The organism is Mucilaginibacter sp. A5337, assembly GCF_059690695.1.
Window position 1 is genome coordinate 114546 of sequence record NZ_JCAWEC010000008.1, and the last position, 19916, is coordinate 134461.

The 19916-nt window shown below is 42.9% G+C and carries 18 protein-coding genes and 1 pseudogene; 10 read left to right on the forward strand and 9 right to left on the reverse strand.

Translation table 11 applies throughout. The features are described from left to right. On the reverse strand, positions 1-1791 hold the full coding sequence (locus AC59JO_RS25025) for an erythromycin esterase family protein (protein ID WP_497308857.1): 1791 nt from the start codon (positions 1789-1791) through the stop codon (positions 1-3). 114 nt (positions 1792-1905) lie between these two features. Then, the gene (locus tag AC59JO_RS25030) at positions 1906-2442 is read right to left on the reverse strand and encodes a hypothetical protein (RefSeq protein ID WP_109610994.1); all 537 of its coding nucleotides are present in this window, start codon (positions 2440-2442) and stop codon (positions 1906-1908) included. 140 nt (positions 2443-2582) lie between these two features. On the opposite strand from AC59JO_RS25030, the gene AC59JO_RS25035 reads away from it, so the two are divergent. From AC59JO_RS25035 to AC59JO_RS25045, 3 genes are all read left to right on the forward strand, one after another. Beyond that, positions 2583-4862, forward strand: a complete 2280-nt coding sequence (locus AC59JO_RS25035) for a peptidase domain-containing ABC transporter (RefSeq protein WP_497308859.1) — start codon at positions 2583-2585, stop codon at positions 4860-4862. A gap of 64 nt (positions 4863-4926) precedes the next feature. Beyond that, a complete protein-coding gene (locus AC59JO_RS25040; protein WP_497308861.1) occupies positions 4927-6243 on the forward strand; it encodes an HlyD family secretion protein in 1317 nt (438 codons plus the stop codon). A 69-nt stretch (positions 6244-6312) separates the two neighbouring features. Then, a complete protein-coding gene (locus tag AC59JO_RS25045; RefSeq protein WP_497308863.1) occupies positions 6313-6966 on the forward strand; it encodes a glycosyltransferase in 654 nt (217 codons plus the stop codon). 62 nt (positions 6967-7028) lie between these two features. Here the strand turns inward: AC59JO_RS25045 and AC59JO_RS25050 are convergent, their stop codons facing one another. Next, positions 7029-8132, reverse strand: a complete 1104-nt coding sequence (locus AC59JO_RS25050; protein ID WP_497308865.1) for an alpha-mannosyltransferase — start codon at positions 8130-8132, stop codon at positions 7029-7031. Positions 8133-8539: 407 nt separating this feature from the next. On the opposite strand from AC59JO_RS25050, the gene AC59JO_RS25055 reads away from it, so the two are divergent. Continuing rightward, positions 8540-9142 carry an ImuA family protein gene (locus tag AC59JO_RS25055; protein WP_497308867.1) on the forward strand — a complete coding sequence of 201 codons (603 nt, stop codon included), beginning with the start codon at positions 8540-8542 and terminating at the stop codon, positions 9140-9142. A gap of 114 nt (positions 9143-9256) precedes the next feature. Continuing rightward, a complete protein-coding gene (locus AC59JO_RS25060) occupies positions 9257-10423 on the forward strand; it encodes a Y-family DNA polymerase (RefSeq protein ID WP_497308869.1) in 1167 nt (388 codons plus the stop codon). Between the two features lie 217 nt (positions 10424-10640). Here AC59JO_RS25060 and AC59JO_RS25065 read toward each other — a convergent pair whose 3' ends face one another. The 4 genes from AC59JO_RS25065 to AC59JO_RS25080 are packed head-to-tail and all read right to left on the reverse strand — an operon-like array spanning position 10641 to position 13104. Then, on the reverse strand, positions 10641-10865 hold the full coding sequence (locus AC59JO_RS25065) for a hypothetical protein (protein WP_497308871.1): 225 nt from the start codon (positions 10863-10865) through the stop codon (positions 10641-10643). 19 nt (positions 10866-10884) lie between these two features. After that, positions 10885-11370, reverse strand: a complete 486-nt coding sequence (locus tag AC59JO_RS25070; RefSeq protein ID WP_497308873.1) for a hypothetical protein — start codon at positions 11368-11370, stop codon at positions 10885-10887. A 14-nt stretch (positions 11371-11384) separates the two neighbouring features. Further along, positions 11385-12188, reverse strand: coding sequence for a hypothetical protein (locus AC59JO_RS25075; RefSeq protein WP_497308875.1), 804 nt, complete (start codon positions 12186-12188; stop codon positions 11385-11387). A 25-nt stretch (positions 12189-12213) separates the two neighbouring features. Further along, positions 12214-13104, reverse strand: coding sequence for a hypothetical protein (locus AC59JO_RS25080; protein ID WP_497308877.1), 891 nt, complete (start codon positions 13102-13104; stop codon positions 12214-12216). 271 nt (positions 13105-13375) lie between these two features. Between AC59JO_RS25080 and AC59JO_RS25085 the strand changes: the two genes are divergently transcribed. The 3 genes from AC59JO_RS25085 (at position 13376) to AC59JO_RS25095 (ending at position 18080) form a co-directional block, all read left to right on the forward strand. Then, complete coding sequence (locus tag AC59JO_RS25085) at positions 13376-13849, forward strand: YybH family protein (protein WP_497308879.1); 474 nt, start codon at positions 13376-13378, stop codon at positions 13847-13849. A gap of 129 nt (positions 13850-13978) precedes the next feature. After that, the gene (locus AC59JO_RS25090; RefSeq protein ID WP_497308881.1) at positions 13979-16915 is read left to right on the forward strand and encodes a hybrid sensor histidine kinase/response regulator transcription factor; all 2937 of its coding nucleotides are present in this window, start codon (positions 13979-13981) and stop codon (positions 16913-16915) included. A gap of 313 nt (positions 16916-17228) precedes the next feature. After that, positions 17229-18080 carry a hypothetical protein gene (locus AC59JO_RS25095; protein WP_497308883.1) on the forward strand — a complete coding sequence of 284 codons (852 nt, stop codon included), beginning with the start codon at positions 17229-17231 and terminating at the stop codon, positions 18078-18080. A gap of 146 nt (positions 18081-18226) precedes the next feature. On the opposite strand, the gene AC59JO_RS25100 is transcribed toward AC59JO_RS25095, so the two are convergent. Both AC59JO_RS25100 and AC59JO_RS25105 read right to left on the reverse strand, forming a co-directional pair. Next, positions 18227-18418 (reverse strand): hypothetical protein, encoded by a 192-nt coding sequence (locus tag AC59JO_RS25100; protein WP_497308885.1) that lies wholly within the window; start codon positions 18416-18418, stop codon positions 18227-18229. A gap of 53 nt (positions 18419-18471) precedes the next feature. After that, on the reverse strand, positions 18472-18630 hold the full coding sequence (locus AC59JO_RS25105; protein WP_497308887.1) for a hypothetical protein: 159 nt from the start codon (positions 18628-18630) through the stop codon (positions 18472-18474). A 151-nt stretch (positions 18631-18781) separates the two neighbouring features. On the opposite strand from AC59JO_RS25105, the pseudogene AC59JO_RS25110 reads away from it, so the two are divergent. Both AC59JO_RS25110 and AC59JO_RS25115 read left to right on the forward strand, forming a co-directional pair. Next, positions 18782-19678: pseudogene (locus AC59JO_RS25110) on the forward strand (DUF72 domain-containing protein). Between the two features lie 75 nt (positions 19679-19753). Next, complete coding sequence (locus AC59JO_RS25115; protein ID WP_497308889.1) at positions 19754-19909, forward strand: hypothetical protein; 156 nt, start codon at positions 19754-19756, stop codon at positions 19907-19909. Positions 19910-19916 lie beyond the last annotated feature (7 nt).

The following is a 19916-nucleotide window of genomic DNA, read 5'->3' on the forward strand; positions in this document are numbered from 1 at the left end:
TTAATTATCAATTTCCCTTGCTACACTGTCCATTGCCATTTTTTTTGAATAGAAATAGTGCATTCCATAAATTAAAAGCGAGGGTTCAATTTTTTCCATTGCCTTACTTTCCTTAATAAATACGTAAGCATCAAACTGTCTTCGCAAGGGCGAAAACTTATACAAATCCTCGTATCTGCCGCCTCTTGGTATAAACCCACAGGTTAGGATATCATTGCCCAAATAATTTGCCGGGTAATAGAAATAGGGGATCCCTGTATTGAGTCCAGCATATTCAAAGCTGTAAAAAGGTGGTTTTTTTAAAGTATCCGTTACTGTTTTAACATCCATAGCACACTCATCCTGGCTAAAGGTTCCGGTGCCGATTTGGAAGCTGATTGAAAAATATTTTTCCTTATAATATTCCCGGAGACAAAGCCCTAATGTGGTATCACCGGGAAATCGTTCAAGATTTTGAAGGTGCCCGCTATGCGCCAGTATTGCTGCTTTGTCGTCTTTCTTTAAACAATTGTCCATAAGGCCTTTGACGCTTTTGAACATGATAATGTCCCTGTTAGGAGAAGAAGAAAGTTCGCTTTTGTGAGAAATTACGGCATTATTTAAAAAAGAGATATAGCAGTCAAAGTTTTCTTTGCCCATTATGTTTTGCAGCGTTTTATCGAAATATGAATGGGTTATTAAGGAACCATAGTTTTTTTCAATAGTATTTTTTAAATACCATACTGCTTTATCCTTTCCAAGTAACGTTAAATAAAAGTTAAATAGATAAAGCTTTTTTTCCTCTGGATCGGAATTGTCGATCCCCGAAATATAGACCTTATTGTTTGACCTTATGTTATAGCTTCTCAACCATGAAAGGAAGTCCATCAACAATTTATGATCAATAAAACATGCCCTAATATCATCCTCTATGGATTTTTCGTATTCTCTGGATATCTTCCCCTGTACATATAAGTTCCAGGACAGCGTTGCCGCTGTTGACATTTCCAATAATACAAGCCTGCAGTGATTACTGATAATCAGGTTTTTTATAAACTGGTAATTTGCTTCCTTCGATGTATTGCTACCGTGTGTACTTTCTGCCAGACCAATTAGTTGCTTGCCGTCAAACGCTTTTATTTCTGAAAGCAGGCTGCTGTCGTTCCCGGTTGCTAAAGGCACGATATATTTTTTATCAAGGCTCTTAATCGTTCTTAAACTGTCTTTGAGGTTATCTGAAAAGTAATTGGCACCCGTAATGTCTTTTTTTTCGGCTTTTATTAGAATCCTGTCGATCCAAATATCCTGACTGTTTGAATTATTACCATTATAGTAAATGCTGATCCTTATGGCTTTAGCATCGGAGAGCATCATCTTAACGGAGTTTTCTTTCCATGACTTACTGTTTATTTTAATAGCGCAGGAACGCTTCTCAATAGCATCCTGATCAAGAGCTGTGACCTTAAACCAAACATCCTGGCTGACATCACCTTTGGAAACTATAGAAATATCATATGTTTCACCGGTTAAGGTAACCGGAAGTATAAGCGTTTTTGAGAGGTTAAAGCGCATAGTGTTTCCCTGGTCAAAATTCTTATATGAGAGTTTAACTGCAGGCTTACCTTGTACGATGGTTGTTTCGTCCTTAAAAAAAATACAATTAAACTTAGAGGATATCCAGGAATGATTGCAGGGGACAACATCGTTGAAATTAAGGTCATATTTTTCGCCAATTGTTTGTGATAAGGCGGAAACGGAAGTAAAAAACAGTATCGTTAACGCGGATATCAGGCAATATATTCTATTTTTCAAGTTGGGTGAGAAATGTAGTTCTATGCAGATTGCATAGAACTACTATGGACGGTGAAAATCTATTTCGTATGAAATTTGGAATTTTATACCAATGAGGCGTAGATATGGCGAATGTTATCTGCCATATGTGCCAAATATACTTGGATCGTTCTTAGACACGGTCCCAAAAGTGCAGGTTTGGGGATCGTAGGTTTTATAAGTGCCAGAGCTTTCCATGCCTAAAATATCAATTGCATGGCCTGAGTTTCCGGACGTTGATAGAAGAAGAATTCCCTGAGTGCCTGAAGAGTACTGGCCTACAGGGGCGGTGCTTGTATAACCCGAGTGCAATCCATATTGCATGAAAAATCCGCTGACAAATTCTTCCTGGACACCGAGGTAGCCCGAAAAGTTACCGCTGATATGTAAACTGGCGCCTGAGGCTGCACCATATTTAACATCCACGGCATGGTTGTAATAAGTTACATATTCATCCTGGATTTGCTGAACGGATTTATTCTCTATAAAACCTATAGATTGAAACACACAATCGTTGGGGCCGCCAAGACCAGCGCCTCCCTTAAGTTGTTCCATTTCCTGGATGAGTACGCCTTCCATTTCTTTTTCCAACATTTCAAATGCAAGCTTTCCTTTGTGATTCGGTTTTTTCATTTTTTTGATTTTAAGGTAAAAGGTTAGTTTATAATTACCTATAAAGAAAAATAATAATATTTAATTTTCAAAATTTAAAATGTATTATTATAAAAAAAACTACCTTGGTAGTACTTAACCTTAACCTGAATACTAATTCTATGTTACCTAAGAAATTTCCGAACGACAGGCAATTGGACTTCATGGACTGCGGTCCTTCCTGCTTAAAGATGATTGCTAAGCATTACGGGAAATTTTATAGTCTGCAATATCTGCGGGATAAGTGTGGACAAACCAAGGAGGGCATATCTTTTCTTGACCTAAGCCATGCGGGAGAAGAAATCGGTCTTCGTACGCTCTCTTTAAAATGCAATATGGAAGACCTATTATTAAAAATCCCCTTGCCTGCCATTGTCCATTGGGCCGATAGTCACTTTGTAGTAGTATACAAGGCGGAGGCTAAACGTTTCAAAAGAAAAAGCCGAGGCGTAGAATCAGGAAGAAAGTTCAACGGCATAATTCATGTATCAGATCCGGCCAAGGGTTATATTAAGTATACTGCACAGGAGTTTGCAGATAAATGGGTCAAAGCGGGCAGCGATAAAGGTATTTTAATGGCGGTAGAGCCCCAAGCAGATTTTTATCAGCGCCAGGGTAACGAAAAAATAGAACGCCGCAAAACCTTTGAAAATTTCGTTAGCTATTTTAAACCTTACCGGAAGAGTTTTGCAAGCCTGTTTGTGGTTATGTTACTGGTCACCATTTTACAAGGACTATTGCCGTTCATTAGTAAAGCGGTAATTGACGTTGGCATACAGACCCATGACATTGATTTTATCAATATTGTTCTGCTTGCTAATGTGGCAATTATTATAAGTATCTTATTAAGCAATATTATCAGGGATTGGATTCTGTTACATGTAACCAGCCGGATCAATATCTCTCTGATATCTGATTATTTAATAAAACTCATGCGTTTGCCTATTACTTTTTTTGAGAACAAAATGACCGGTGATATTTTGCAGAGGGCGCAGGATCATGAGAGAATCCGCAGTTTTATTATGACCAATTCCTTAAATATGATTTTCTCCACATTTACCTTTGCTGTCTTTGGTATCATCATGTTTATCTACAATCCCGTTATTTTTTATATTTTCCTTACCGGGAGTTTAGTTTACGTGGGTTGGGTTATGGCCTTTCTAAACGTTCGAAAAAAATTGGATTGGGAGTATTTTGGTCTCGTGAGCAAAAATCAAAGCTACTGGGTGGAAACTATTGATAGTATACAAGATATCAAGATCAACAATTACGAAAAACACAGGCGTTGGAAGTGGGAAGACATACAAGCCAGACTATATCAGATTAACCTGCGTGTATTGAGTATAACAAATACTCAGAACGTTGGGGCTCAGTTTATAGATAGTTTAAAAAACTTATTTATCACCTTTTATTGTGCCAAAGCAGTAATCAATGGTGAAATTACCTTTGGTGTAATGATATCAACACAATTTATCATCGGTCTGCTAAATGCCCCGGTGGTACAATTTATTCAATTTATCATTGGGTTTCAATTTGCCAAAATCAGTTTTTTGCGATTGAACGAAATCCATCAATTGGAGGATGAACACGATAATGTCGGCACCAACAACGTGGATCTACCTGAGAATAAGAATCTGACCATCAATAATGTGGCTTTCCAATACACCCCGAAAGGAAGGATCGTTCTTCATGGTATACAACTTGTTATTCCAGAAGGCAAAGTTACAGCCATCGTCGGGGACAGCGGCAGTGGAAAATCGACATTGCTTAAACTATTGCTTCGTTTGTATAAACCGAGTTACGGCGAAATCATGATCGGTAACATGAATATCAATAACATTAGCCTGAGGCAATGGCGCAATAAATGCGGCGCAGTAATGCAGGATGGCAAGATTTTTAATGATACCATCATAAACAATATCGTACTAGACGATGAAAAGGTCGACTATGTGAAGTTAAAAAAAGCACTGCACACCGCCAATATTGCCCAGGAAATTGAACAGCTGCCGCTGGGTTATTTGACCATGATGGGGGAGCAGGGAAGAGGACTCAGCGGTGGGCAAAAACAACGGATATTGATTGCCCGCGCTCTTTATAAAGACCCGGACTATCTTTTTTTTGACGAAGCTACGAACAGTTTAGACACAATAAACGAGCAGAAAATTGTGACCGCCCTCGATAATGTTTTTAAAGACAAGACAGTAATCGTAGTTGCACATCGGTTGAGTACTATCCGAAAAGCCGATCAAATTATTGTAATGCAGGGCGGCATGGTGGTAGAAATAGGCAATCATGATAGTTTAATGGAACGAAAGGAAAGATATTTTCAACTGGTTCAATCTCAAATGGACTTAACGAATGAAAACAACGCAGGTCCATTAATACCAGTTGCCGGGAATTAGCAATTATGATTAAAGGCCAAACATTATTTGAGTAAACACTTACTTCCACCTTATCAGAGAATCAATGACAGATGAAAAATTAAAACAAGCCGACGAACGTACAGAAGAAGTACAGAGTATCATTGAGCGGATGCCAACCCGGTTTGGCGTTTTGGTAAGTATGATAGTTTTGCTTCTTTTCATATTTATGTTTGTATTTGGCTGGATAGTACGGTATCCGGATATTGTTGTCGGTCGGATTACTATAAACGCTAACGTAGCGCCCCTGAAATTGATAGCCAACAGTAATGGGAAAATTAAGTTAAACCATATAAAATCAATGGATTGGGTTAAGGAGGGTTCGGTAATAGCCTATATTGAAAACCCAACTGATCTCCGAAGTGTGATCTTCGTGGATAGTTTACTGAAATTTTATAATCCTAATAGCGGCGACATCCGGAAAATCTATAGCGAGTTGCCATATAATTTTTCCATGGGCGAACTTAACGCGAAGTATTATGCTTTTGCAAATAGTCTTCAGGAATTTATGAATTATAAGGACGACAAGTTATTTGATAAACAGGGAGAAAGTTATAAAGAGCTTGAAAGGGAACAAAAAAAGGCTGTTTCGGTGGCATTAGAGCGTATAACAATGGTGAAAAAAAGCCTCGACTATTCACACAAGTTTTATTCACGTGACTCCATACTTTTTATCAATAAAGTAATTAGCGAATCGGAAATGGACAAGTCTCAAATGACTTATTTAACAAGCAAAGATGCACTGCAGAATGCCTATAATAACTTGATAAATGCCAAACAAACGCTACAGCAAACGCAAAGCAAATTACGGGAGCTGGGCATACAGAAACCCGAGAAGGAAAAAGAATTGCGAATTGCATTGATCTCTTCTTACAATGACTTGGTGGACAACATCAAAAGCTGGGAACAGAAATATGTCTTTAAATCCCCTTTTACAGGAAGAGTCCAGTTCTTGAAATTTTATAGTGAAAACCAGTTTGTTCAAACAGGCGAAGAGGTTTTTACCGTTGTGCCGAAAGAAGAAAAAGCATTTGGCCAACTTATTTTACCTGCACAGGGAAGTGGGAAAGTAAAACGGGGACAAGAAGTTGTTATTAAGCTGGACAACTATCCGTACATGGAATATGGTTCAATCGTCGGTCGGGTGAAATCAATTTCGTTAACAACAAGCGTTGAAAGATCGGAAAAAAACGAAATGGAAACTTACATGGTTTTAGTTGATTTCCCAAAACAACTAAAAACTAATTATGGGGCGAAACTCGATTTTAAGGCCGAATCTAAGGGTTCGGCTGAAATAATCACCAATGATCGCCGGTTGATCGAAAGGCTTTTTGACAATTTAAAATATGTAACGAAAAGATAGTGGCTATCGCCTGGTATTCTGCAACATAATTGAAACCTTATTGATTTTATAAAACTGATTCTTATTAAAATGGTACCAAAGATTATTCATATTATAGTCGGGCCTAAGGCTAATTTTCTAATAAAAAAATGTATCTATTCATGGTCTGTCTTAAACGATGTAGGTTTTGAAATTATGATTTGGGATGACAATAAGATCCTGGATTTCATGAAAAAGCATTATGCTTTCACGCTCGGAGCAATCGAGAACGCGAGAAATCATGCCGAGGTTGCGGATTTAGCCAGGTATGCAATAGTGCATTATTTTGGAGGCTATTACTTTGACTGGGATATTGAACTATTAAATAAAGAAAGGTTCCTCTATTTATGTGATTCTAATCCGTTGGGCTTTTTAATTCAGGACCCAATTAATCAAACATTGGCCCCGGAAGCTTTCTCTGCTCTTCCCGGTGAATTTTTTTTTAATTGTCTGTTAGACAATATCGTGGATATCTTTTCCAATAATTTTAGGGACTCAATGCCTACACCTCACTATTCCGGACCGTTTAGGATGAGGGAGGTTTTCTATTTTCATAAACAAAGAACCAGACAGTCGATAAAATTAGTGAAAGAGGTTTTTTTGTACGATTATTTAGAAATAAGGCAAATGCCACCACGCGAAGTGGAGGTACCCATGATACATTATTGGATCCATTCCTGGCTGCCTGTTGCAGAAAGTCGTTGATTTGCAGTGTTTTGTAAAGTTGTAAATTGCTTATTGTGAGCTAATCGCTGTTCGTTTTTAAATCAGCCATTAGAAAGCCGGTTTGTTTTCATATATTCAAATAAAAGAAACCGCTGATAAAACCCCGATCTTCGAAGTTTATTCAAAAAATACAAACATTTTTTTTCAAGTTTTGGGAATTTTATTCTAAAATCAAGCAACTCAGTTTCTCCATCAATATCAATTGCTATATGGAACTTTTCTCCGGTCCTCAAGTAATATTTCCGCGAAGTAGAGTCCTCCTTGAACTTTTTAATTTTGTCCCAGAACATTTCTGTGTTAAACGTAACATCCCACTTTATTAAATTCCTGTGTAAGAAAAGAATGTTACCAAGGGGGTCATGTTGCACCATTGTAATTCCATTAAATACTTCATTCTTTCCTTGATATCCACAACTTGCAGTATCAGTTGCTATCATATAATACTCAGTTTTTAAGGCAAGCCATGCAAATTTGAATGTATCCTTATCGCCATACAGCAGTTTATAATAAATATGAGAATGTAAATTTAAATAGATACATAGATTCAGTTCTCGCCAACAAAGGCTTTTATTGATTAATATTTGACCGCTTTCTTGTTCAGCAGTTTCCAAATAAGGCACCTCCAGTATATCCCAAATGGGGTTGTTTTTTGGCGTTTTCCAAAAGTCTGGCCAAAAAATCGTTCCATGTTTTTTATAATTTGAATCTTCAAAAATATAAGATGGGTCATTGGCCGTAATATTGTCCGCGTCTAAAAACAAAACTTCCTTGAATTTACTGTAAAGGATAGCCAAGGGTTTCATAGCAACGCCACTGGCTTCTTTAACAAATTCATAGATGTTTTTGCATTCTACATCAAATTTGGTTAACTCAATCATCATTTCCTGCGAAACTTCATTTCCCGCATACCAAAGCTCTATCGGCAATTTACAGTTCTGATATCTTAACATTGAAATCAATACCCATGCGCAAGTGATGTATTTCACACCACCAGCACAAATCACAATTCCCTTGCCCTCGTATGTATCAGGATATTCCTGAATTGAAGAAACAAAAGCTTTCCAGCTATACTTTGCGTTTTCAATAATTTCATTTGAAAATGAAGTGTTTACTTCCCTAAGGCCGGTTTCAGAAAATTTGCTCACTTTATGATAGGTTTAGTTGTTAAGCAGCAAACTTAACCAAAGGAATTTATTTAAAATTCAAATAATTAAATATACAAAGCGAAGATCATTATCGAAAGGTCAATCGCACAATGATATTTATTGATCCCCAAACAGGCTTCAGGCGTACCCGGCAACTCACCGGCCGTAATTTTTCGGAGATTAACTTCGCGAATAGTGATTTTAAGATTTCGATCGCCATAAGACAATAAAAATAACTACATTAGTTCAGGCCGAATCCGCATCCATTTCGGCAATTCGTTTAATCGTTCCGGCTCATATTAAAACTTACTTCTCATGAAAAACAAAGGTGGATAAAAAATTGTAAAAAAGTATAGTAATTTACTAAAAATATTAGCATTGTTTTGTGATTGCCAAATTGAATTGTTATGGCAGGCGAGAAACAGGCAATCATCGACAAGCTCAGGCAGGATATCCTGTCCCGGGAGGGCTATAAGCCCGCAGCAAGCGGCGAGGCCGATCATTTCGGCCTCGGACCGCTCGAAGCAGCATTCCCCAATAAGGTTTTTCCAACCGGGGCCACTCATGAATTCATCAGCGGGCGGCCCGTTGAAACGGCGGCATGCGGTGGTATCATCGCAGGTATACTCCGTGTACTGTTGGAAAAAGGAGGAATTTGTGTATGGGTAAGTTATACGGGGCGGATCTATCCGCCTGCATTGAAACGGTTCGGACTGGACCCTGACTGCGTGATCTTCGTCGATGTCCCCCTGCAGAAAGATGTGCTGTGGGGCATGGAGGAAGCGCTCAAGTGCCAGGGTGTTGCAGCCGCGGTCTGCGAAACGCGTGACCTCAGTTTCATGGAATCCCGGCGCCTGCAGCTCGCCGTCGAGCAAAGCCATGTGACCGGCTTTGTGCTGCGAAAAGATGTAAAAAAAGGAAATACGACCGCCTGCGTCTCACGCTGGCGTGTCCGGCCTGTCCGGAGCCAGCTGAGGACAGGGATGCCCGGTGTCGGTTTCCCCCGCTGACAGATTGACCTGACGAAAGTCAGGAACGGTACGCCTGGTACATGGATCCTGGAATTGTGCCGGCACCAGTTCCGAACAGTAACGCCTTTGCTGCACCCGAAAAATTGCACCGGTATGCCTAAGCGTTTTTTGTCCCTTTGGTTCCGTTACCTGCTGACAGATTGGAATGCGGTCCGCCAGCCGGAGCTCCGGGGAAAACCTTTTGTTTTTGCTGAGCCGGATCACGGACGGCTGATCGTCAAAGCGGCGACAGCGGCGGCCCATGGGTTTGGCATTGAAGAGGGGATGACCCTCGCTGATGCCAAGGTGATTGCACCAGACCTGGCTGTCTTTGAACATAAGAAAGGCAGGGAGGCCAAATTGCTTGCCGGGCTGGCTGAATGGTGTCTGCGTTATACGCCATTGATTATGCCGGACCCGCCCGATGGTTTGCTACTGGATATTACCGGCTGTGCCCATCTCCGGGGAGGGGAACGGGAATACCTGAAAGATATGGTCACCAGGTTAAAGGCTGTTGGTTACGACGTCCGCCCCGGGATCGCCGATACGATCGGTGCCGCCTGGAGAGTTGCCCGCTGTGCCCAAAAAGGCCTGATCGTCCCTGAAGGAGGACACCGCAACGCCTTGATGCCGCTGCCGCCATCGGCGCTCCGCTTACCGACGGACCTGTTAATCAAATTTCAGAACCTCGGCCTCGATAAAATCAGCAGTTTCGTGCATATGACGCATTCGGTGCTCCGCAGGCGCTTTCAAAAGGAGTTGGTGCTGCGCCTTTTACAGGCACTCGGTCAGGAGGAGGGATTCCTGATCCCGCTGAAGGAAGCGGTGCCCTATAGCGAACGCCTGGAATGCCTGGAACCTGTACGGACGCGTGAGGCTATCGAAATCGCAGTTTTTAAGTTATTGGACACACTTTGCAAACGCTTGTGCGGAGAAGGCAAAGGCTTGCAGCAATCGGAGCTGATCTGGTTTCGTATTGACGGTAAGAAGGGGCAAATAGGCATCGGTACCAGCCAGGCCAGTAACCGTACGGAGCATCTTTTTAAACTCTTTTCATTGAAGTTCGATCAGATCAAGCCGGCACTGGGAATTGAGCTTTTTGTACTGGGGGCATCGCTTGTGGAAGCTGTCAATGATCAGCAGGCCGGCCTTTGGGCCGGAAAACCGGGGCTGGAAAGTGAAGAGATCGCGGAACTGATCGACAGGATCGCAGGGCGGATCGGCAACCAGGGGATCAGGTGTTACCTCCCTTCGGAACATTACTGGCGTTATATTTGCTGATTACTCTTAACAAAGGCGCCGGCATTCCCAAGCCGATCATAAAAGAAGCAGCCAAAACACCGAATTCAAAACCGGCATTTTTAAAGCCGGTCCTCTCACTTCAATATAAGCTATGCATAACCCAACTTTATGCCGAAATATAGAAGACAAATTTATTTTTCCCGTGTCTTATTCCGCTATGTGTTATGAATCAGTTTTACCAATCATATCCTCTACATTATTCAGGTTTGGAAGCCTGCTTTTTTGCTGCTTCTTTTTTTCTTTTGTCCATGATTAAACTGCCAACGGTGTAAATAAGCATCAGGGAACCTACCAAAGTTGTTTCAGCTTTATTTTGTGTGACGCCGCCCAGCAGGCATATCGCGCCAAGGATAGTGCCGTAAATAAGTGCGGGCTTTCTGCGCATGAAAATGACCATAGTGAGAATTTTTAAGATGATCAATATTACTTATCGTGATCAATCACTGTACGACAAGGTCTGCTTCAGCATTGATCTCGTTGCCTGCTTTTACTTTATCCCATATGCGCACCTTGACATGATAAGTCTGCCCGGATGCCATGGGCTGTGCAATTGTGATATCACCCCTCAGCTCTGTCGCTCCTGCCGGCGGGTAACCTTTGCCGCCTGCAAAAAGGTCGGCAGACTTGATCACCGGGTTACCTTTCTGATCGGTAACGGCCAGCATCATACCCGGATAAACCTTTTCGTCCTTTAATCCATAATTGATGACGCCCAGGGCTGCAACAGATACGCGCGTATTTAATGATACCTTGTTGCTGCTTAATGGATTGCCTGATGCATTGATCAGTAAAACATTCTGTACGTTAAAGCCATTGTAACTGTAGGATAATCCTGTACTGAAGTCTTTTTTGGCGCCCCTGCTAAAATTGCATGCGGTAAGCACCGTGCAGCAATATATAAACATAATGATTGATGATGTTTTCATGATGCCGGGCTGTTTTATTGATAAGCGATATCAATTATCGTATGATCGACAGCAGAAGCCGGGTTGTTGATTTCTATTCTGTCGATGTATCCTTGAGCATTTTTGTGATAAGTGAGATTATGGGTGTAGCCCGGACCTTTTATGAGTGTCGGCAAAGTTTTACCGGCATATATTGATGGAAAGGTATGGCCGCTTCCGCCGTCATCATTGGGTACAAAGTCGCTAGGATAATCTGTAGTGCCAAAATAATCGAATCCAAAATTGCTGCCTTTGAGTGTATTGACGTTTTCGGCTGAGAATCCGGAATAGGTTACCGTATAATCTTCGTTTTTAGCTATCTGTCTGCTGCTTAATAGATTGCCATTATCGTCCCAGGTGTACATAAAAGTCAATTCACGGATAACATTGCCATAGTATGTGTCAGTTTGTATTATTTTGACCAGGCGGCCCTTTTCATCATAACTAAATGTGGCGTTATAACGTTCGTTGGTATTGGGATAAGTCAGTACCGTTCCAATACGGCTGTTGTTATCCAAAGTTACATCGGTTGTTAATTTCTCGTTACTTCCATAAGGCTGTGTTATTTCGAAACCACCGGCATTATACGTAATGATCGTATTTGCATTTCCTACGGTGGCTAATCGTTTCTGATCATCGTAAGTGTTATTCAATACGTCCCTTAAATATGGATAGGTTATCACCATTTGTTTCACCAATGGTGTAACCACAGGAGCAGGTTGACTTTTTTTGTCGTTTGAACAGGAAGTAACTGCAATTGCAACAAGGAATATTGCACTTGCTATTGGCAAAGTTTTCATAAGTATAATAATTAAAGATGTTTGATTACTGACAGTTATAGGTCCAGCTATCAACGTAGCCTTTCGTTGGTGTTTGGCCATATTCGCCGCCAGTGCCATTGCGTTCAGTGGGCTGGCCTTTGTCATTATATTTGTATTTGAAATTTTCGGCGTATACGAAGCTGGTACCCAGGCTTGTGGCAGTATAGCCTAACACGTTATGGGCACTGAGGTGATCAAACACATAGCGCGGATAGTCAAGATCGGTACCTATCCAATAAAAATCATATTGAATAAAGGAGCTGTTTTTTATAGCGGCATAAGGTGTTGGATTTTTATCAAATCCAGTTGCGGTATAGGTGTGCGTAATGCCATCTTTATTTTGATAGGTTAATTTGATTGCGTTACCGTTGTCGTCGTAGGTTATCGTTACGGTTGTGGCTGTTTCAGTTTCGAGCACGCCGTTGTTATCTGCGAAACCTCCGGTTACCGTTGCCAGGCGGCCTTTGCCATCATAAGTGAAAACGCCGGCCAGCAATTGCGTTGATACATCAGAATGCACTACGTACGAAGAAGGGCGCTTGTCAAGATAGCTGACATTATACGTAATCCCGCGGTCAAGCGCGTTTGATACTGCTTCGTTTATATTTATTTGCGTAGGTTGTATAGTTTGAATAATAGATAATGTGCCATTGTTGGTGTAAGATACCTTTGAGGGGTTACCATTGGCATCGTATTCAAATTGAAAGCTCTCCGGCCTGTTGTTATAGTTTGTGTACTGGGTTGTGAGCCTGCAGGTGGTAGCTGTATTCCCGTTATTATTGTTATTGCCATTATTGTTGCCATCACCCGGTGCAGGATTGTTTGGCTTGTTCCCGCATGATAATACCAGCCACAGGCAGCAGCATACTGCCGTTAGTTTTAATAATTTTTTCATAGGTAAGTTTTGTTATTTGTAATCAACGCCCTCAACCGTAAGGGCCGTAATGCCCGGGGGCAAATTGTTATTACAAAAAAACGGGACTATTGGGAAAGTTTGTTTCGCGGTTGTTACAAATCAGTTCGAAATCGTTTCGTCAATCGGGCAGGTTTTGTTTTATGTAACAAAAACTAAAGGATTTGTAACACAAGCATAAGTAACTCCATGAAGTATCACCTTAATTTGTACTATCCGCTATAAATGTTTATCCGCCTGTATAAAAATACCTATGAAAAAGATAACAAGCCTGATACTTCTGATATGGCTATGCTGGTCCAGGACGCTGGCACAGCAGCCTGACACGACGTCGAACAACGCTGCGATACGGCAGATGATTAAAAATTATGAAGATGCGTGGAATAGCCATAGCCCCGAAAAACTGGCGGCCAACTATACCTCTGATGCTACCTGGGTGAACTGGTTTGGCGCCTACTATAAAGGCCGGGATGATATTTTCAGGCATTATAAACAGGTACATAATACCTATTTCAAAAAGACACAGTACTACACCCGGGCTGTTGAAGATATTACCTATCTTAATCAGGACCTTGCGCTTGTACACGTACGAACGGGGCTTGCCGGCGACGAACGATATCCGGGGCAAACGTTTGAGTTTCGCCGGATGATCGTCGTGATAAAGCAGAGCGGTGAATGGAAGATATTTGCAGGTCAAAACGCCAGACTGGAAAAAGGCATTAACTAATATTAGGGCCGCTTTGTTGATGAGACTTTGCAACCATTTGATAAGGCCTTGCGGTATCGATATTATAATAACAGAATATTATTTTTGATTATAAAAAGCCCTGCGGTTTTACATAAACTTAAACTCAACATGCATCCAGCTAAATGTACCTTCGTCCTGTTGCTTTTGCTGTTGGCTTGGTACAATAAGGCCAATGCGCAGGACACAGTAATCCTTCATCCCAAAGATTTCGGCGTCTACCATGAGATATCACTGCGTGATAAACACTGGTCCTTTCATCCGGAAATAAATAACGCAAATACACTGCCTGATGTCCGTTCCGGCGGCTGGGAGGTCGTACAGTATACGGCGTTTGGCGCAGACAAACTACCCGCCGGGTGGAAAGGTATTGGCTGGTTTAATATTTGGGTAAAAGCGGGTAAGGATATGGCCGGCCAAAAATTTGGCCTGCGCATTAATCATGACGGCGCGTCGGAAATATTTATTGACGGGGAGCCAGTAGGCGGACATGGCAAAATCGGCTACCCGGTTGAAGCAACGGAAGCCAACCGGGCACCATTGGAGATGATACCTTTTTGGTTAAAGGACGATGTGCCGCATCTGGTAACTATTCACTACGCCAACCCTTTTGGTGTATACCGTAATTTTGTAGGCTTTGAAGTGTTACTTACCAATTACGATTTGTATAGCAGGCGGATAATGCGCGCCCGGACGCTATATAATTTTGTGCCCATGTGTGCCGCCGCGGCCTTCATTCTTGGCTTGCTGCACTTTTTGCTTTTCCTGTTTTATCCGAAGCAGAAGCTGAATTTTTATTACGCATTGTTTGTTATGCTAACCGGCATCACCAGCGGGTGTGTATACCTTTTTTATTTAACCGCCGATCCGCAGCTGCAATATATCGCCCATTACATGATCTATAATCTGAAGGTGTTGCTATTGTGGTGGGGGCTCATTTTGTTGTATATGCTGGATTATGGCAAAATACATCGCTGGCGGCAGGTTACCCTGGCATGTGTATGCATGGCCTATTTACTTTTCTACTTTTATAAATTTTATATGGTAAAGGAAACTGATTTTCCCGATTTTTTTTCGTCAGTTTTCCTTGTCTGCAATCTGGATGGCTTTATCTGCGTGTTTCACCTTATACGTAAAGGACGGCGTAAGGCGTGGTTGGTAACAGCGGGGGTACTGGCCGTTTTCCTGGTTTATATTTTTTGCTGGGATGATACGTTCAGCGTATGGCCTTATGGCTATAATTCAATGCGGGTGTTTGTCATGAGCGCGGGCGAGCTTGTTTTACCGCTCTGCCTGTCACTTTATATCGCCCTCGATTTTGCCGGCACAAGCCAGCAATTGGCCACACAATTGGCCGAGGTTGAAGCGTTGTCGGCTTTTGCGCTGTCAAAGGAAGCTGAAAAAACCGAACTGATTGCGGCCGAAGCCCGCAAGCTGGAATCGATTGTACAGCAACGCACGGCTGAACTGAAAGAAAAGGCGGATAAACTGCGTGAACTGGACGCCGTTAAATCAAGATTCTTTGGTAATATTGCGCATGAGTTCCGGACGCCGTTAACGCTCATCCTCAGCCCGGTCAGGGAGCTTGCCGGCAAGACCTCCGATCCGTCATTGCTCCGGGATTACCGGATGATCCTGAATAATGCGGAGCGCTTGCTAAGGCTGATCAACCAGTTGCTTGACCTGAGTAAACTGGAGCAGGGACTAATGGAATTGTCATTTGAGCCGCTCGATTTAAATGCATTATTATTGGGCCATATTCAAAGTTTTGAGCCGATGGCGCTTCAAAAAGGGATCACCCTGCATTTCCGGTCAAACTACCGGGAGCTTTGCGTAATGGGTGACCGCGACAAATTGGATAAGATCGTGCTGAATGTAATTGGAAATGCGGTAAAATTCACATCTATAGGCAAAGTAGAAATTTTTCTATACCAGGATGGCGGCATGCCTGGTAATCAATATGTAATCTCCGTCCGCGATACCGGTAAAGGTATCCCCCAATCAAAGCTTCCGTATATTTTCAGTCGTTTTTACCAGGTCAGTCCACCGGTTAGCCAGGCCTCTGAGGGCAGCGGTATCGGGCTGGCTCTTTGCAAGGAACTGGTTGAACTCATGGGCGGCAGCATACGCGCGAGCAGCTGGGAAGGCGCATTTACCGAAGTGGTTATCCAGCTGCCCTTGGACGAAGCAGCGGATGCTCATACTAATGGCGTGGAATTCACGGTCGTGAAACCGGCCACAGAAAACGAAGAAGCAGACCTGTCGGCGACAGAAGCCGATAAAGACCTGATTTTGCTGGTGGAGGATCACCCGGAACTTTGTGACTTTATCGAACGTCAGCTTGCCGGCCAATACCGGGTAATAACCGCTTCAAACGGAAAGTCCGGGACAACTTTGGGGATAGCACATATTCCGGCACTCATTATTACCGATGTGATGATGCCTGATACAGATGGGTATGAGCTGTGTGCGTTAATGAAAAAAGACGAGCGGACAAGCCATATCCCCATAATCATGTTAACGGCTAAGGCTGACGTAGAGAGCCGTATAAAGGGTATTCAAACTGGAGCCGATGCTTATCTTGCCAAACCGTTTGAGAAACGCGAACTGCTGGCCTTGATCGGCAACCTGATCGAGACGCGCAATATTCTGAAACAAAATGCTGTAGTCCCAACCAGATGGTTGATTGACCTGCCTTATATGCCGACGATAGAACAGGCTTTTTTAAACAAGATAAAATCCGCGGTTGAAAATCACCTGGATGACAATAGCTATGGTACCGATCAACTGGCTGGAGATATTGGCCTGAGCAGAATTCAACTGCATCGAAAATTAAAAGCAATAATTGGACGGGCTCCCGGCGAACTGGTACGCGAAATACGATTACAGTATGCACACGATCTCCTGGCCCGCCGCGCTGCCACCATTGGGGAAGTGGCTTACCAGGTCGGTTTCAGTAGTCCGGCAAGTTTTTCAGCGAGTTTTTCACGACATTTCGGTTTTTCGCCTAAGCAAGTTAATTCATCGCCGGAAAACGACCCAATGTAAATATTGGAAATAAGGTTAGGCCAAAGCCGGAATTATTCGGGCCGGAGCTAGCGGAAACAGCAAGTGCTTTTAAGATCTCCGGCTGGGTAAAGCGTATACGCAGGATTTAGTATCATAGATGCTATTGTAGCCGCAACCCACAACGGTGCGCTCGCTTTAAACCTGTGTTCACATAAAGGCCTGTTCAAAGTAAGCATGGATGCACATCCTGTTGATGCGAACCCGCTTTAGGATATTGGAACATTCAAGTCTTTTTAGCGGTAAAGGGAGAAGCATTTTTGTAAAACGAATGAGTTATAAAACCAATAAGATAATGAAACCGGTAAAATCAATCAGCTATATTTATCTGTGCAGTGTCCCTGTCCTGACTTTCATTCTGGCCTTTCAGCTCGGTCATATCAGCTACAAAGTTTATGTTCCGATATGGCTTGTGAACATCGCCCTGATGCTGGCGGCGGCATGGATATTGGGCGCTAAGGGTATCAAATCAGCAGAAAAAGAAAAAAGACACCTGGCTTTTGGTGCCTGTTTGTTGATCCTGCCTGTCTGCATGCTTTCCATACTTTTCGGCATGGGTGCGCCTCCCGGCAGCATACAGGGCTGGGTGGACACTGCGACCGAGCAAAAGGCGCGCTTTGATATCCTGCTGGCGGACGGGATACTGGTCGCCCTCGGTTTATCACTGTTAAAACTAGTTCTAAATGAGAAAGGTGAAAAATTCTACGCACAGTTAGGCTATACGGCGATAGTCATTGCGATCCCGCTGTTCTTTATCAACACATCGTTCTGGCACAGCTTTGCCATTCAAACCTATAAAATAAGGATTGCAAGAGGGGCGCCCGGCAAACCCTTGGAATGGTTTGCTCCCGCAATGCAGCAAATATGGGTCATCACGATCGGACAAGTGCTGCTCACCTATTTCTCCGCAGCCATGTTTGCCGGCGCTCTCCTGCGGGCCGGGATTTTCAAAAAAGCTGCAGCCATATACATCGCCTTTAGTATTGTTGCGATGTTATCCATTCTCCTGTTCACGATGTATCCTGGTGCAACGGCCTTTTCGGGATTTCCTTATTACCCGTTTATGATACCTGCCGTGCCGATCATGCTTTTTTATTACATCGGCGTCAACCTGCTGAGGACCTGCCGGGAGGTACCGGCAACCTGATAGGCCCGCTTTTTCAATCAATTTATCCACCCTGTATCAGGTGGGGCATTGCCTGCAGAACTACAGGTATTTCGAACAATTCAATGGTTAAGTTCCTCGATCTTTGATACGATTTTATGGAACAGGTCTTCACCCAAAGGGTTTCCCTAGGTTTGCTGCCATGCTTCGTGTTGTTCAATAACCGCTATCAGTACCCCTGCCTTTTCTCCCCCAAAATGCCCTTCATTGTCAGTAACGCGGTAAAAGTTCGTTATGCCATTGGTAGTTTCGGTAAATGTCAACGAACCATACGGCTCTTTCTCCCGGATAAAACCGACAATTTGTTCCTGCTCTTCCATGCTAAAGTAGTCACCGGTAAACTCCCAGATCTGGTCGTCGTCCAGGTGAAAGGCTACTTCTCCGAGCTCCTTCCGGTCATATCGGCTTCCAGGATACGGTAAACGCCCGTAAAATACCTGGATTCCGGCAGGCTGATAAAGATCGGCTCAATCGTAACGGTAAACCGGCTGCCGTCAGGTTTAGTTAGTGTTAGCGACGAAATGTTGATCATGACACTTGTTTTCTTTAGAAGGATTAAAATCAAAAAAAGCTTCAACCGCTTACCTGGCTTTCTCGGAGAGCTTTGATGAAGGTGAAATCTTGCTGGCAACCTTTTACTTTTATTTACCTTGAAATACTCAATGCCTCCGTAACTTCGGCGTATGCACTTTGGAAGAAACGAAACCGGTCTGACAAATTTTGATTATCACTTGCCCGCTGATCCGGAACTGACCACTGCTACGCTGCAAAGCGTTCAGCCTGCGGCACAGGTTGAGGCCTTTGTGGGCGCCCGCAAATGGGGCTATAAAAACTGGCTGGGTAAGTTATATCCGGGGGAGACCAAAGACGCTGATTTTTTAAGCATTTATGCCGCTCATTTTAATACGGTTGAGCTGAGCACGACCTTCTACCAGCCGCAGCCTCCGGAAAGGATGTATGCCCGGAAACAAATGGTCTAAAACTTTGCTGATTTTAAATTCTGTCCGAAATTTCCGCAAAGTATTTCGCACATACGCAGGTTCCGGAACGTGGAGGAACAGACCAATGAATTTTATACCAGTATCTCTGTTCTCGGGAAACACCTCGGGCCCTGATTCCTTCAACTGGCAGATAATTTTGGCCCGAACAGTTTTAATGATCTGAAAGCTTTCTTAGCGACATTGCCGGCGGATGTTCCGCTGTTTTTGGAAGTGAGAAATAAGAACTGGTTCGCAGATACAGTGCACCGCAGGAATTTATTTGAGCCGCTCAGGGAGTTACATATGGGGGCGGTGATTTCCGATAGCATCGGGCGGCGGGACTGCGTCCATATGGAACTGACCATACCGCATGCCTTTATCCGGTTTGTCAATAGCGGGGATGAGCAAAACGACCTGCAGCGATTGGATGAATGGGCCATAAGCCTGAAAGCATGGAAGCAGCAGGGCCTGCAATCTTTATACTTTTTTATCCATGCCGGCGATGCGCCGGCTTTGACTTTGTTTGAATATTTGATACCCAAACTCAATCAGGAACTTGACCTGGCTATCAAAGTACCCGGAAGCGCATTAGCTCAGTGATTATGGAAGATCAAATGCCTTCTTTTAGTTTTTGAACTGGAATAGGCCGGTAAAACAGTAAATTGCAAAGTGAAAATGCAGGCGCAATCATACGATATATTTTTCGATGGCCGGTTGATAGGAACTATCGCCCATACCGGTGATGCGGCCTGGATCCAGGAATCCGGGGCCATACTGCCTGATTCAATCATTGAAGAAGTTGGCCTGCGGGCCGAAAGTGAATACAAATAATAATAAA